The sequence below is a fragment of the Thalassobacillus pellis genome (assembly GCF_016908295.1).
Taxonomy (GTDB): Bacteria; Bacillota; Bacilli; order Bacillales; family Halobacillaceae; genus Thalassobacillus; species Thalassobacillus pellis.
In genome coordinates this window covers 85,667-101,342 of the sequence record NZ_JAFBDO010000001.1, presented here as the reverse complement: position 1 = coordinate 101,342, position 15,676 = coordinate 85,667, and the positions used below count along the sequence as shown (strand labels likewise).

General features: G+C 41.6%; 13 protein-coding genes. All 13 read left to right on the top strand.

Annotated elements, in window-relative coordinates:
- Window positions 1–275: 275 nt before the first annotated feature.
- The 13 genes from JOC33_RS00515 to JOC33_RS00455 all read left to right on the top strand — a co-directional run bounded on the left by JOC33_RS00515 (window position 276) and on the right by JOC33_RS00455 (window position 15,663).
- Complete coding sequence (locus JOC33_RS00515; protein ID WP_205089978.1) at window positions 276–1,811, top strand: spore germination protein; 1,536 nt, start codon at window positions 276–278, stop codon at window positions 1,809–1,811.
- Window positions 1,786–2,961 carry a GerAB/ArcD/ProY family transporter gene (locus JOC33_RS00510; protein WP_205089977.1) on the top strand — a complete coding sequence of 392 codons (1,176 nt, stop codon included), beginning with the start codon at window positions 1,786–1,788 and terminating at the stop codon, window positions 2,959–2,961. Before JOC33_RS00515 ends, JOC33_RS00510 begins: the two co-directional genes overlap by 26 nt.
- A gap of 14 nt (window positions 2,962–2,975) precedes the next feature.
- Window positions 2,976–4,073: a Ger(x)C family spore germination protein gene (locus JOC33_RS00505; RefSeq protein ID WP_205089976.1), complete on the top strand. Its 1,098-nt coding sequence runs from the start codon at window positions 2,976–2,978 to the stop codon at window positions 4,071–4,073.
- A gap of 392 nt (window positions 4,074–4,465) precedes the next feature.
- Window positions 4,466–5,065, top strand: coding sequence for a SafA/ExsA family spore coat assembly protein (gene safA / locus JOC33_RS00500; protein ID WP_205091487.1), 600 nt, complete (start codon window positions 4,466–4,468; stop codon window positions 5,063–5,065).
- A gap of 270 nt (window positions 5,066–5,335) precedes the next feature.
- Window positions 5,336–6,526, top strand: a complete 1,191-nt coding sequence (locus JOC33_RS00495) for a nucleoside transporter C-terminal domain-containing protein (RefSeq protein ID WP_205089975.1) — start codon at window positions 5,336–5,338, stop codon at window positions 6,524–6,526.
- Window positions 6,527–6,809: 283 nt separating this feature from the next.
- Window positions 6,810–8,243 carry an aldehyde dehydrogenase family protein gene (locus JOC33_RS00490; protein ID WP_205089974.1) on the top strand — a complete coding sequence of 478 codons (1,434 nt, stop codon included), beginning with the start codon at window positions 6,810–6,812 and terminating at the stop codon, window positions 8,241–8,243.
- A gap of 610 nt (window positions 8,244–8,853) precedes the next feature.
- Complete coding sequence (locus JOC33_RS00485; protein WP_205089972.1) at window positions 8,854–9,924, top strand: undecaprenyldiphospho-muramoylpentapeptide beta-N-acetylglucosaminyltransferase; 1,071 nt, start codon at window positions 8,854–8,856, stop codon at window positions 9,922–9,924.
- A gap of 102 nt (window positions 9,925–10,026) precedes the next feature.
- Window positions 10,027–10,377, top strand: a complete 351-nt coding sequence (locus tag JOC33_RS00480) for a hypothetical protein (protein ID WP_205089970.1) — start codon at window positions 10,027–10,029, stop codon at window positions 10,375–10,377.
- Window positions 10,378–10,605: 228 nt separating this feature from the next.
- Window positions 10,606–12,879, top strand: a complete 2,274-nt coding sequence (helD, locus tag JOC33_RS00475; RefSeq protein WP_205089969.1) for an RNA polymerase recycling motor HelD — start codon at window positions 10,606–10,608, stop codon at window positions 12,877–12,879.
- A gap of 252 nt (window positions 12,880–13,131) precedes the next feature.
- Window positions 13,132–13,920 (top strand): aldo/keto reductase, encoded by a 789-nt coding sequence (locus tag JOC33_RS00470; protein ID WP_205091486.1) that lies wholly within the window; start codon window positions 13,132–13,134, stop codon window positions 13,918–13,920.
- A gap of 295 nt (window positions 13,921–14,215) precedes the next feature.
- A complete protein-coding gene (locus JOC33_RS00465) occupies window positions 14,216–14,476 on the top strand; it encodes a metal-sensitive transcriptional regulator (protein ID WP_205089966.1) in 261 nt (86 codons plus the stop codon).
- A 79-nt stretch (window positions 14,477–14,555) separates the two neighbouring features.
- Complete coding sequence (locus JOC33_RS00460) at window positions 14,556–15,035, top strand: DsrE/DsrF/DrsH-like family protein (RefSeq protein WP_205089964.1); 480 nt, start codon at window positions 14,556–14,558, stop codon at window positions 15,033–15,035.
- Between the two features lie 55 nt (window positions 15,036–15,090).
- Window positions 15,091–15,663, top strand: coding sequence for a sulfurtransferase TusA family protein (locus JOC33_RS00455; RefSeq protein WP_205089962.1), 573 nt, complete (start codon window positions 15,091–15,093; stop codon window positions 15,661–15,663).
- The last annotated feature ends 13 nt before the right edge of the window (window positions 15,664–15,676 follow it).

Below are 15,676 nucleotides of genomic sequence, written 5' to 3'. Positions count from 1 at the left end.
ATCGGGACCGTCTGAATGAGTCTTGTCTTAAGCTTGTCGGGGGTGGACGAGGCGCTTACGCTTTAGTCTCATCCAGCTTCAGCGCCTACCCCCTCGAGGTTTTAAGTCAATCCTCTCTGTGACAAAGCCCGTCACGGCGAGTCTTTTCTTAAGCTTGTCGGGGGTGACCAAGGCACTTACGCTTTAGTTCTTGCAAAAGATTTTTCCAAAATAGAGTAAATCGACCAATTACGCTCATACTAAGAAACACTACGTTTACAGGGGCGGTGAGTGCCATGGGCTTTTTCAGAAAAATTTTCCAGACTGGTGAAGGACAACAAGAAAAGGCATCCGGTCCTTCTGTGAAGGAGCCTCAGCAGCCGAGTTTTTTAAAACTGTCTGCAAATATCGACTATCTGACTAAAGCATTAAAAAATAGCAGCGATTTAAAGGTTAGAATCTTGAATGATGGCAAAGCCGCTCTTCTGTACTATGAGTCCCTTGCGGATCAGGAAAAGCTTCAGAAGAAAATTTTCTCTCAAATTGAATCAGGGAGATGGGAGGAGGTTCTTGACCTCCCTCATGGCAAGCATACGGAAAATCTTGAAGAGGCACTGAAAACGCTTCTTACCGGTCATGCAGTGTATGTCCAGGAGGGAAGTACGACACTCACGCAATTTGAAGTTACCTCCCAATTCAATCGTTCAGTAGAGGAACCTATAAACGAGAGAGTTGTACGTGGGTCCCATGAAGGTTTTGTAGAAAACGTCATGATAAATATCAATTTAATCAGGAAGCGGCTGATGCATCGTGATTTGACCTTCCAATATTTCAGGGTTGGAAAAAAAACCAATACGAATATAGTCCTTGCATTTATGGATGGTATAGCAGACCCAAACATTATCGAACAAGTGACAAATCGAATTAAATCCGTGACCTCAGATGCCATTTTCAGTCCGGGATACATGGAAGAATTCATTGAAGATGCACCTTTTTCACCGTTTCCGCAGATGATGAGTACTGAACGACCTGACCGGGCTGTTGCTAATCTTATGGATGGGCGTGTTCTTCTCATGGCTGAAGGAAGCCCTACTGCCTTGGTTTTACCTGTAACTTTTTTTATGTTCTATCAGTCTCCGGATGATTATAATTCCAGATGGATCTCAGGTACATTCATCCGGCTTATCCGGCTGATGAGTTTTATCATCGCTATCGGATTACCGGCATTCTATATTGCCATAATCGGTTTTCATTATGAAGTGTTACCTGATGATTTGATATTGCCTGTTAAAGGCTCGATAAACGAAATCGCTTATCCGCCAATTGTTGAAGCCCTGATCATGGTAATTATTGTGGAACTTATCCGTGAATCAGGGATCAGACTGCCTCAGCCGATTGGGCAGACCATCGGTATTGTCGGTGGTCTCGTTATTGGTGATGCTGTAGTGCAGGCTGGTTTGATTTCTAATTTGATGGTAATCGTTGTAGCATTGACTGCCATTGCGTCTTTTGTGGTGCCGTCCTATGAGTTGAGTACGACCTTAAGAATACTAACGTTTCCACTGATATTTTTTGCAGGAACACTTGGGTTTGTGGGAATCGTGTTCGGTATGCTCTTCATCTTGATTCATCTCTGCAAACTGGAATCCTTTGGAACTCCTTACTTTGCTCCAGTTGCTCCATTACGGATTAAGGACTTAAAAGACACTTTCGTCCGGTTGCCATTATTCTGGCTTGATAAGAGACCAAAAGATGCAAAACCTGTGAAATCAAAAGCTATAGGGGAATCAAGGGAGTGGACGAAAATTGAAAGACAGCAGAAGAGGAAATAATTCTCAACCACGAACTAATACCAGTCGGCCAAACGGTAATCAGAAAAATCAAAAGAAACAGAAACTCTCCCGCAGGCAATTCTTCTTCGTTATTATTCAGACCCAGATCGGGGTAGGGATTTTATCCCTGCCCTATGATTTGCATAAAGCTGCCGGAAAGGACGGTTGGATTTCTCTCATTGGGGCGGGGCTAGTTATTGCAGTGCTGCTTATTTTAATCTGGCTGCTTGCTAAGCGGTTTCCCGACAAGCATCTATTTGATTATATAGGAATTTTGTTAGGAAAATTCCTTGGGAAATGTGTATCCTTAATGTACTCTGTTTATTTTATCTTTGTGGCGTCACTGGTGCTTATACTCTATGTTCGGATGATCAACATCTGGATCTTACCGTTGACACCTCGGTCTGTGCTGATCGTTCTCATGATTCTTGCCGGTCTTTATATAGCTTCCAGTTCCATTACAGTACTTGCTCGAGTTTATACGATCTTATCCGTGCTGTTGGTATTTCTGATCATAGGGTTCAGTTACGTATTGAGAGAAATACAGCTGATTTATTTGTTTCCGATAGGCACGGAAGGCATTATGAAAATCTTACAAGGTATGAATGCTGGGGCTATTTCTTTTCTGGGTTTTGTAGTTATATTACTGGTTTACCCAGTCGTTAAAGGAACGGATAAAGAAAAACTGTGGACGATAATGACTGCACATGGATTTGTTTTATTTTTTTACCTTTTCACGGTTTTTATCAGTTTTACATTTTTTGGATCGGAAGAGCTGAAGTTAGTGCCTGCACCACTTTTATACATGTTAAAGGCCTTTGAATTTACGGTGGTAAGCAGGATTGACTTGTTTTTCCTTTCCATATGGATAGTTTCGGTCACTACCTCATTTACAAGCTATCTCTACATGTCCGGAATAGGTTTCAGCTCGCTGTTTAATGCGAAAAGGCAGCTTCCGGCACTTATTGTTTCAGCCTTTCTTATTTTATTTGTGACATTTTTACCTGGGAATGAGGAGGAATCGATTATAAAGTTTAGCACCTGGATTTCCCGAGGGGGATATCTCTTTTCCGGTATTCTTCCTATTTTCATTTTAATCATTGCCTGGGTCAGAAAAAAGAAGGAACAAGGAAGTGAAAGCTCATGTTAAAAAAGGGGTGGCTTGTGATAATATGCATCATCCTATTAACGGGCTGTTGGGATCAACGAAATTTTAAAAACGTGAAACTCGTTCTGACGGCAGGGTTTGATCTGATGGAAGATGGACAAATCAATACGACCGTTTCGCTTCCGACAATTCTCAGAAGCAGTGACGGGGCCGGACAGGAGCGAATCCAGGTAGTTTCTGCCATTGGTCGTACTCCAAGGGATACCAGGGATAAAATAGACCGGAAAATATCCAATTCCTTTGCTGCATCAAAGCTTGAAGTTCTTTTAGTAGGAGAAGAGCTGGCAAAGCAGGATCTTTATCCACCTCTTGATGTCTTCTATCGTGATCCTCGAAGTAATTTAAATGCAAAAATCGCTGTCGTTAAAGGGGAAGCATCGGAAGCTATCCGATTGAAAATTGAGCAGGAATCAAGAATTAGCAAATATCTTGGTGGACTATTACAAGCAATGGAAAATACTACTCATTCTCCAGGCGAAAATCTACAGTTGATTTGTGCGGAGATGTTTGAGCCTGGGCAGGATTTTGTCCTGCCACTACTTCGAGTAAATGAGGAGGCAAGTTTAATTGAGTATGATGGGCTTGCCTTGTTCAATGAAAGATCTTATACAGGGAAAGATTTAGATCAGGAAGAAGCAGTTTTAATGATGCTGTTAAACGGTCAGAAGGGTAAAACAGCCAGAATGACTTTCAAAGTCCGAGAAGATGGAAAACAACGAATTATGAACTATGCAACTATCCACGTGTATAGATCAAATAGCAGGATCAATGTGACTACTTCAGGTTCTAATGTAACTGCTGACATTAAGCTGCATATGCGGGTGGATGTCATCGAATACCCTAAAAACCATTTGGAAACTGTAAAAGAGGTAAAGAAAATAAAGAAAGAACTCAAAAAACAGCTGACCCAAAAATCTGAAGAAATTTTCGCCAAGCTCAAGGATACAAATAGTGATGTATTCGGAATCGGACGTAGGGTTGCCGCCTATTATCCAGATGTATGGAAGCAGCTTGATAAAAAGAATTATCTGGAAAATGTAACTTTCAATCCTGACATTGAAATTGTCATTCAGCAGCATGGCATTATCAATTAAATGAAAAATGGTTTTTATGAAACTTTTCCACTACCTTTTTCGTCTAAATAACTAAATAGAAGATGTTCAAGCCAGGATTTGGTGCTTCATTATGTACCGTTTGACTGGTTCTATGGAGTATCATACAGACTGTAAACGCTACTCTTTTAAGCAAGTGTTTCATTACAAGAGATCAACTGAAAGCCTGCCAAAATAGGATAGGAATGAAGTCGATCGTTCCATTGTAAACTGAAAAGCAGCTCCCCACCGCCTTACCAGCTTAATTTTATGGTAGGGCGTTTTTTTATTTATCAATTTTTACATGAAAAGGGATGAATGAGGAAAACTATATTGGTAAGCAAACATGAGGGAGCGAGTATATAGTGAACAAATGGTTATTTGCAGGGGTCTTCATGCTATTTTGTTGTTTAGGAGTACAGGTCGACGATACGGTAAGCGCCCAACGGACTGACGTCTATATCGTTAAAAAAGGGGACACTCTCTGGAAAATTTCCCGCCGTTATCAGATTGGTTTATCAGAAATCATCGATGCTAACAGGCATTTCAGTAATCCTGATTTGATTTACCCAGGGGATAGAGTGACGATACCGTTGAAACGACAAACCAAGTCAGTAGAACAGCAGGTTATCGATCTAACGAACAGAGAACGGACACAGAGAGGATTGCCCGCTCTTCGTGAAGACTGGCAGCTTTCCAGGGTAGCTCGCTACAAGTCGCGAGATATGGCACAAAGAAATTACTTTTCCCATCATTCACCGACGTATGGTTCTCCATTTACGATGATGAGAGATTTCAATATTTCCTACAGACGTGCGGCTGAAAATATTGCAGCGGGCCAGCGTACCCCTCAAGAAGTCGTCAACGGATGGATGAATAGTCCGGGTCACCGAAAAAACATACTAAATGGTAATATGACCCATATAGGAGTTGGCTATGCGGAAGGTGGCAGCTACGGCACATACTGGACACAAATGTTTATCCAAAAAAGATAACAGGAAGGAGGGCTGCTCCAGCAAGGATTTAGGAGCAGCTTTTCTATTTTTGGAGGTCTTAAGAATTTTGTTCTTAAATTTTTTGGAAGTTGCGGCTTTATTTCTAGGTAAAACGGGAAGGGTTACTAAGAGATTATTACTAATTTGTCGAAGAATTTGCTTGCATGACGTCTGACAACCTGTTAAACTCCTATATGGAAATAGGTATGAAAGCATTTTCATACTTGGCCTTTTTTTGGTTGACGGCTAACTTTTAAGGGAGGAAATAATGTGGATATACTTTTAGGTATTTTGGCAGTCATAGTGATTTTGGGTATATCATTTTTGTTGTCGAACGATAAAAAGAACATCAATTACCGTGGAATAGGAATCATGCTGGTTCTGCAGCTCCTGACTACCTGGTTCATGTTCAACACGGAGATCGGAAGAATTATTATAGAGGCGATTTCTGCCGGGTTTAATAAGTTAATTGAATTCGGTTCTGCCGGTGTAAATTTTGTTCTTGGAGGAATCGCTGTTGATGAGGGCGGAAGTGTCTTCTTTTTCAATGTCCTGCTATTGATCATTTTCTTCGCAACGATTTTATCTGTACTTACTTATTTAAAAATCCTGCCGTTTATTATCAAATATATCGGTTTTGGCCTTTCATATATTACAGGATTACCGAAAGTTGAATCTTTCAATGCTGTAAACAGTATCTTCTTTGGCCAATCTGAAGCCCTTCTTGCCATTCAGTCACAGTTCAGAAGGCTGAATGACAACCGTCTGTATATCGTAAGTGCTTCGGCAATGGGTTCCGTATCAGCTTCAATCGTCGGGGCTTATATCGGAATGCTTCCGGCAAAATACATTCTGGTCGCACTGCCTTTGAACATGTTCAGTGCATTGATTGTGGCTTCTTTGATTGCTCCTGTTAAAGTGGACAAAGAAGAAGATGTTGTTGACATCAAAGACGTTTCCAATGCAAACAGCTTTTTTGAAGCAATGGGAAATGGTGCGCTCGATGGGGGCCGAATCGCATTGATCGTTGCAACTATGCTGATTGCCTTCATTGCGTCACTAGAATTAGCAAACTGGGTTTTCGCAGCGATATTTAACGGCTTTACATTACAGGAAGCCCTGGGGTATGTTATTGCACCGCTTGCCTTCCTGATGGGGATTCCTGCCTCTGAAATCGTTGAAGCAGGAGCCATCATGGGTACGAAAATCGTAACAAACGAATTCGTTGCGATGCTTGAATTCCAAACCATGCTTGATTCTGTATCTGAAAAAACAGTAGGTATCGTAACTGTTTTCCTTACAAGTTTTGCAAATTTCTCTTCTATTGGTATCATCGCTGGGACAGTTCAGGGGATCGACCCTGCAAAAGGTGGAAAAGTCTCAGGCTTTGGTATGAAACTTCTGATTGGTGCAACACTTGGATCAGCCTTATCTGCAACCATTGCTGGTCTATTTCTATAAAGGTCTGAAAGAGACGTTATCCTGATTTCAGGATGACGTCTTTTTTCTGGCAGGGCAATTATAAAAATGGATGGTCGTGAATGCCCTTTTTGGCTTAAGCCGACTCTCTCTGTGAAAAAGTAAGGCACGGCTAGTATTAAGCTTGTCGGGAATGAACAGGCGCTTCCGCTTTTGTTCGTAATTATTAAGGCTTTCCTTTGCGGGCTTGCACTACTTGAAAGTTTCACCAGTTCCTTTAAGAGGTAAAGTAACTAGGAGTGAAATTTAATAAAGGAGTGGGAACATGGTTCAGGATTATAAAGTGTTCATCAACGGAAATTGGATTCAGACAGACGACAAAATTGATGTTGTAAATAAATATACCCAGCAAACTTATGTGAAAATAGCAAAAGCAGGTGAAAAGGAAGTCGACGAAGCAACGGAAGCTGCGCAATCTGCTTTTAAAGATAAGCAAATGCCACCCTATAAGCGCTATCAAATTCTAAAAAGAGTGAGCGAGCTGTTGCAAGAAAACAAAGATACCCTTGCGGAGAATTTATCCATCGAAGCCGGTAAGCCCCTTAAGCAAGCCCGAACAGAAGTTGACCGTGCTACCCAAACATTTGAGCTTTCTGCTGAAGAAGCAAAACGGATTCATGGAGAAGGAGTACCTGTAGACGCGGCTCCTGGTTCTGAAAACAGAATGGCTTATACGCTAAAGGTGCCAGTCGGAGTCATCGGTGCAATTACGCCATTCAATTTTCCGATTAACCTTGTCGCACATAAAATTGCCCCAGCTATTGCTGCCGGGAACGCTGTAGTACTGAAACCAGCAAGTAAAACACCAGTCTCCGCCTTAAAGCTTGCGGAATTATTCCAGGAAGCTGGCCTTCCTGATGGCTTCTTGAATGTAATTGTCGGGTCTGGTTCTGAAGTTGGGCAACAAATGATGGAAGATAAACGTATCAACGCCTATACGTTCACTGGAAGTGCGGAGATAGGCTTGAAACTGAAACAGAATACCGGACTTAATAAGCTCATTCTTGAGTTGGGCAACAATTCACCAGTGATTGTGGATAAAGAAGCCGACATTGATAAAGCTGCAGACAACATTGCCCAAAAGAGTTTCGCTTTTGCCGGACAAGTATGCATTTCTGTACAGCGGATTTACGTACATGAAGATGTAAAGGATGAATTTCAGGAAAAATTAGTCCATGCTGTTAAAGGACTTAAGGTGGGCGACCCGATGGATCCTGAAACGGACGTTGGCCCAATGATCAGTGAAGAGGAAGCTGAGCGGGCAGAGGAATGGGTAAATGAAGCTGTTCACCATGGCGCCGAAGTAATAGAAGGTGCTAAGCGTGAAGGCGCGCTGCTTCACCCTACACTTCTTACCAATGTGGAAAAGAATATGAAAGTGGTATGCGAGGAAGTATTTGCCCCAGTAGCGACGATTATTCCATTCTCCGATTTGAAAAACTGCATAGATGAATTGAATGAGTCACGCTACGGTCTTCAAGGCGGCATTTTCACGAAAAATCTAGAGACTGCCTTCTATGCAGCTAGACATGTGGAAGTCGGCGGTTTGATGATCAATGATTCTTCCCAGTACCGGGTTGATCTAATGCCATATGGCGGAGTCAAAAACAGCGGCTGGGGAAAAGAAGGACCAAAATATGTCATAGAGGATTTGACTGAGGAACGTCTGGTTGTTTTCAATCTCGATTCAGAGAAATAAATTTTAAGAGATTTCAGGAAAAATTCAGACCAACTGATGTAAAGAATTTCTAGCACAGCCAATATCGGAAGACTCGTGTGGGTACACCACGGACCAAAAATCCTGGAAGTAAACTAAGACCGTGTCCATGGAAAGCGCAGTAAAACAGGTGAAGCGGTTATGATGTCTTAACTACACCCGGACATATAAATGTTCGGGTTAGAATTTTTGCTATTTAGGAAATTACAAAAGTGGATGTTGGGAAAAGAGATTTCATCCAGCTGCAGCGCCTCCCCCCTCGAGGTCTTAAGCCGACCCTCTCTGTGACAAAGCCCGTCACGACGAGGCTCTTCTTAAGCTTGTCGGGGGTGACCAAGGCGCTTGTGCTTTTGTTTCATCCAGCTCTAGCGCCTACCCCCTCGAGGTCTTAAGCCGATCCTCTCTGTGACAAAACCCGTCACGGCGAGGCTCTTCTTAAGCTTGTCGCGGGTGGACAAGGCGCTTGCGCTTTTGTTCTTACAGCCCCCTAATTATTTTGCTTTTTTTCGTACATATATTAGAGGTATTTCTGATACAATTCACATAGATGACAAGTTCGAGTTAGAGGAACATGGAGAAAGGACGTTAGCACATGAGCAGTAAAAGGATTTTATTCACTGGTGGCGGGACAGCGGGGCATGTGATTGTCAATTTAGCGCTGATTCCTGAATTCCTGTCACAGGGTTATGAAGTAGATTATATCGGTTCCCATGCTGGGATTGAACGCCAGCTGATCGAGTCGATGGATGGTGTGCATTATCATGCCATTTCAACGGGAAAATTGCGCCGTTACATGTCAAAAGAGAATTTGAAAGATCCTTTTAAGGTGTTGAAAGGTACTATAGAGGCATGGAATATTATCCGTAAGAAAAAGCCGGGTGTTGTCTTTTCTAAAGGCGGGTTTGTTTCCGTTCCAGTTGTTGCGGCTGCATGGATGAACCGCGTACCGGCGATCATCCATGAATCGGATTACACCCCAGGCCTTGCTAATAAACTGGCAATTCCATTTGCCCAAAAAATACTGGCTACGTTTCCGGAAACGATGAAATACCTGCCTGAGGGGAAAAAAGAGTACCTAGGAGCAGTTATCCGTGAAGAACTGTTTACCGGGGATAAAGCAGAAGGGCTTTCCCTTTGCAATTTTAAGAACACAAAACCAGTGCTCATGGTAATGGGAGGAAGCACGGGGTCAAGGAAAATCAATGAGTCTATCCGAGGGCAGTTGGATACCCTGCTGCCTAAACTGCAGATCATTCATATCTGCGGAAAAGGAAATATTGATTCTTCAATAGACAGAACGGGTTACGTCCAGTTCGAATACGTAACCGACGAACTAAAAGATTTATTAGCAGCGACTGATTACATTGTTTCCCGGGCAGGTTCAAATGCAATTTTTGAATTTTTGGCACTCAGGAAGCCGATGCTGTTGATTCCTTTATCAAAACATGCCAGCCGCGGAGACCAGATTTTGAATGCGGACTCGTTCGTAGCACAGGGATTTGCCAGAAAACTCGAGGAAGAAGAGTTAACGGAGGAATCACTATTCCGTGAAATCGCAGCGCTTATGAACGAAAAATCAAAGATTCTGAAAAACATGGAGAACTATCAAAGCCAAGAAGTGAAGGACCGTGTCGTAGAACTGCTTCAAGCTCATGAAAAATAAATAACTGCGAAACTGTCTGCCGTGTGAAATCCGGCAGACTTTTCTTTTATCCAGCATTTTTAGCTATAATGGAAATAGACAAATCCCCTGGAGGTAAATGACATGAAACATATCTTGTGCCATTATTGTAAAAAAGAAATCAAAGATAGGGATGAACTTGTGACTGCATCCAATTGGTTCAGGTTGAGACCATTCCATTATGTATGCTTTCAAAAAAAAGAAAGTGAGACCAGCCTTTCGATAAAATCATGGAAGCCGGTCAATGGTACAACAGGTAATATCAGCGCAGCATTAATGCTGCTGCTCGCCCTATGGATGCTTTTCACTGATTCACTCGGCGCTGTAGGAGACCTGATCGGTATCATAGCGATATATCCAGTCGGACTCCGGCTGTTATCGCTGATGTTCATAGAGCTTACCCTCCCTAAGATCAGCCCGGATAAAACCAGGTGACAGCTACCAAAGCAGGCTCCACGTGCAAAACCCCCTGGTATAATGCCGATAATCGAGAAAATTACTAAACAGCCCTGATTCATTATTAAATCCCTTCCAGTATGTTTTTTGAAAATTAGCAAAAAAGATTGTTTTAGGTGAGTGGGTTATGGTATCGTAGTAATGTTGCTTTGAAAAACCGCAGTGCATCTACGTCATTCCATTTTTTTATGGAAGGGAGAATGACTGATGGAGAACCATCCGGATTATTCACAGGAATTGGAACGTCTTGATTTTACGAAGGCTTACATGGACACAGTGATTGCCGCTCAGGAAGTGGACCAGGAAGCTTTAAAGAAAAAACAGGAAGAGACTCTCGGAAAGCTTGATTTTAAAGACAGCAGTCTCCGATACCAGGAAATGCTGACCCACTCCAGTTTCATGAAGATGTCGAAGGAACAGCTAGAGAACCTCAAACGCCTCCGTAAGAAGCCATATTTTGCCCGCATCAACTTTCAGAGAAAAGAAAAACCGGAAGAAGAAGTTTTTTATATTGGAAAAGTATCCTTGTTCGATCGTGAAACGCAGTTACCGATTATCCTTGATTGGCGTTCTCCGCTTGCACATGTCTATTATGAGGGCAGACTTGGAGAAATCAGCTACGAAGCCCACGGCGAGTGGTATGAAGGCAACGTAAGCTTGAAGAGGCAATACCAGATCGAAGATGGAAAATTGAAAGATTTTCGTGATGTTGACTTAACCACAAAGGACGAGCTGCTGCAGGAATCACTGGCACAAAATGCCGACAGCCGGCTAAGTGAAATTGTGTCCACCATCCAGGAAGAACAAAATCAGGTGATTCGCGCAGATCTCAGAAAACCGATCATCGTTCAGGGTGCTGCCGGAAGTGGGAAGACGACCATTGCCCTGCATCGAATTTCTTACTTTCTTTATACAATGAAAGATATCTTCAAACCGGAAGAAATGCTGATCCTTGCCCCAAACAGATTATTTATTCAGTATATATCCGAGGTATTGCCTGAACTCGGTGTTCACCGCGCAAAACAGACCACTTATGCAGATTTTGTGTACGAGGTCACGAAAGTGAAAGGCAGATTGATAACCCAGCATGAGAGTCTGACATCCATTATCGAAAGCACATCCAGAGATAATCAGTTAGAAATGTGGATGGCAGAATTCAAAGGATCTCCAGCCTACAAACAAGCTATGGATAAATATTTACAGCTCGTTAAAAAAGATTTTTTGATCGATAAAGATTTTATGGTTGCGGATTTCAAAATAAAAAGCGGACAGAACATCAAACGGTTATTTTTAGAAGACTATCATTATTTCCCCTACAAGATTAGAGTCCAAAAAATCAAAGCTATTTTACAAAGTGAATTAAGAAGAAAGAAGAAGGTCATGCTTAAAAAGGTGAAAGATAAGTATGATCAGGCGCTTGACCGCGCCTTATTCGATATGAAAGATCCAGACCAGCGCAAGGTCCGGGTCAGTTTTTTGATGGATAAAAAGCAGGAAAAGCTTGCACGGATTGAGAAAGAATCCAAAACTGCAGTAGCTAAATATATGAAACAATACCCGAGCCCAAAGCTGTTCAATGTATATCTTCGCTTATTCGAAAACAAAGAAGTATTTGAGCAGATCTTCAAGGAGTCAGAGATCGATAACAGCCATAAAGTATATTTAAGAGAATTCACCCGTAAGTATCTTCACAAAAAAAAGATTCAGTCTGAGGATCTTGCAGCGTTGTTATACCTCCATACCTTCTTGTTCGGTGTTAATAAAGACAATCAGGCGAAGAAGGTAGTCATCGATGAGGCGCAGGATTACAGCTATTTCGAAATATACAGTTTACGGAGAGCTTTTCAAACCGAGCTCTTTACCATAGTGGGAGATCTGGCACAGGGGATTTATGGATACCGGGGTCTGAAAAATTGGGAGACTTTAAAAGCGGATATTTTTCGAGAACCAAGCTATCTTACCTTGCAGAAAACGTATCGAACCACAACAGAAATAATGCATCTTGCAAATCAGCTGCTTGCACTGATGAAAGATGATTTACCTCTTGCTGAACCAGTAGTTCGAAGGGGAGAAAAGCCATCTTTCCTGCGAAAGACAGACAGGTGGGCAGATGAATTTAAAAATGTAGTCAATACGGAAATGAAAAATGAGATGAGAAGCTTTGCAATAGTAACCAAAACGATGGAAGAGGCAAAAAGAGTCCATAAGGAAATTAAAGCCTTGAAAATGGATTTTCTGCTTCTTGATGAAAAGGAAAAGATGAGTAATAAGATGATACTTCCATCATACTTAGCAAAAGGGTTGGAGTTCGATGTCGTCTTTTTAGTAGCTGACCAAAACACATACGAAGAAGAGCAGCTTGATATCAAAATGCTGTATGTGGCCATGACACGACCGCTGCACCGCTTGTATATGATAGGAAAAGCGCCTTCCGATTTTCTGTTAAATCGTATTCAACCAAGCAGTTATCAGACTAGATAACGTGGTAACCGCAACCCATCTTGGTTGCGGTTCTTTTTGCACTTTATGATAGTTTAACTTTGTTAAAGGATTAAAGTATAATTAAAATTAAGGCTTTGGCCATAAGGACTTGGTGTCAAGCCAAGTTTTTCTAATTAGGTTAGAGTCTGAGGTTAGAAGGGTACAAGCCTAGTGTGCAAAATTTTGATTTTGGAAGGAGAGCGATCAGTTTTGAGTTTGACAAGTACCGCTAAGCTTCACAATGATGTAGAAATGCCAAGACTCGGTCTTGGAGTCTATAAAATGGAAGATGGAAAAGAGGTTGTCGAGGCCGTTAAATCAGCTATTGAGCTTGGTTATCGGCACATTGATACCGCTTCTTTTTATGGAAATGAAGAAGGGGTCGGAAAAGCAATCAAAGAAAGTGACATCCCTCGTGAAGACCTGTTTATCACTACAAAAGTTTGGAACGATGAACAAGGGTATGAGAACACGCTTGAGGCATTTGATCGAAGCCTGAATAAACTAGGATTGGATTATATCGATCTGTACCTGATTCATTGGCCGGTACCTGGAAAGTTCACGGACACTTGGAAAGCGTTAGAAAAACTTTATAAAGATGGAAAAGTGAAAGCAATCGGTGTCAGTAACTTCCTTCCACACCACTTAGAAGAACTAATGAAAGATGCGGAAATCACGCCAATGGTCAACCAGATCGAACTTCATCCGGAGTTACACCAACAGCAGACAAGGGAGTTCTGTGCGGCAAATGGAATACAGGTTGAAGCATGGTCACCACTTGCCAAAGGGAAATATTTCGATGCCCCTGTGTTAAAAGAACTTGCCGAAAAATATGAAAAGACTCCTGCCCAAATTATTTTGCGCTGGGATTTCCAAAATGATATTGTGGCCATACCAAAGTCCACCAATAAAGATAGACAACAGCAAAACGCTGATATTTTCGATTTCGAACTGACAGAAGAAGAAATTAAACGTATCGATGAATTGAATCTTGATGAAAAAGGGCGTACTGGCCCTCATCCCGATGAATTTGATTATTAAACAGAAAAAGCACGAGCCTGCATTAGCGGGGCGTGCTTTTTTTCTTTTCTGCGCTATTGAGAGAGTGGCGACAATCTAAGAAAAAACACTTACTCATTTTATGAAAAAATAACTAGGATCTTACATGTTGACAATATACCCCTATAGGTATATCATTGTAATCGTTGATGACATTTCATCAAGCTCAGTTGAATATAATTGACGGCTTCTTCCGTAATAAAAAGGAATAGAGCAGGTACAAACACACATGGCAAATGGGAAGTCATTGCTAATAACTTAAAAAGGAGAGTCGGGGATGATCTACGATAAGAAAATTACCAATAGAATGAAAAGGATAGAAGGACAACTAAGAGGATTGCTGAAAATGCTCGACGAAGAAAAGGAATGCAGGGAAGTCGTTACGCAATTATCGGCGGTAAGAAATGCCCTTGATCGTACTGCTGCACTCATTGTCAGTTCCAACTTAGAACAATGTATCCGTGAGCAGGAGGATAAAGGAGAGAGCTCCGAAGATCTTATTCAAGAAGCTGTCGATTTATTGGTGAGAAGCAGGTAATAATTAATAGTTCTTTATTTTTTTACGTTTTATTATACCCCTACACGTATGTGTATTTAATTATAGGAGGAATTTATATATGACTGAAAAAAAGAAAACTACCATTGTATTGTTTAGTGGAGATTACGACAAAGCTATGGCGGCTTATATCATTGCTAATGGAGCTACTGCCTATGACCATGAGGTAACCATTTTTCACACTTTCTGGGGATTGAATGCTTTGCGTAAAGACGCACTTGTCTCTGTTAAAAAAGGGTTTATGGAAAAGATGTTTGGAAAAATGATGCCTAGAGGTGCAGACAAAATGGAGCTTTCTAAAATGAATTATCTTGGCATGGGACCAAAATTAATTAAAAATGTCATGAAAAAGCACAATGCCATGCCATTACCACAATTGGTTGAGATGGCACAGGAGCAGGATGTAAAACTGATCGCATGTACGATGACCATGGATTTATTAGGCCTTCAAAAAGAAGAACTGCTTAATGGCATTGATTATGCGGGTGTTGCCGCTTATATCGGGGACGCTGAAGAAGGAAACATTAACTTATTCATCTAAATTTTTTTAAATCCCAATATACCCATACCCCTATATCAATAAAGGAGGAAAGGACATGAAGATAACGGCAAATATGATTTTAGATGCAAAAGGGCTGGCATGCCCAATGCCAATCGTTAAAACAAAAAAAGCAATCACTAACTTAGAATCCGGACACGTGGTGGAAGTACAGGCAACAGATAAGGGATCAACTGCTGATTTGAAAGCTTGGGCGGAGAGTACTGGCCATCAGTACCTTGGCACCTTTGAAGAAGGGGATGTACTGAAACATTATTTAAGAAAAGTAAGTGATGAAGAAATAAATGAATCCAATAAGCATGAACAAGTACTGAAACTGAATGAGTTGAAAAGTAAATTTGATTCAGAAGCGCCAATTGACATCCTTGATGTAAGAGAGCCTGCAGAATACGCATTTGGCCATATACCTGGGGCAGTAAATATACCCCTTGGAGAGTTAGAGAATCGTATGAATGAACTTGATAAAGAAAAAGAGCTTCATGTCATTTGCCGTTCCGGCAGCCGGAGTGACTTAGCTGCCCGGAAGCTGGTTAAGAATGGCTTCCGTAACGTTATAAATGTAGTACCAGGTATGGCTGAGTGGGCGGGCCCGACAGATAAAAGCCAATAAATAGGAGGGAAAA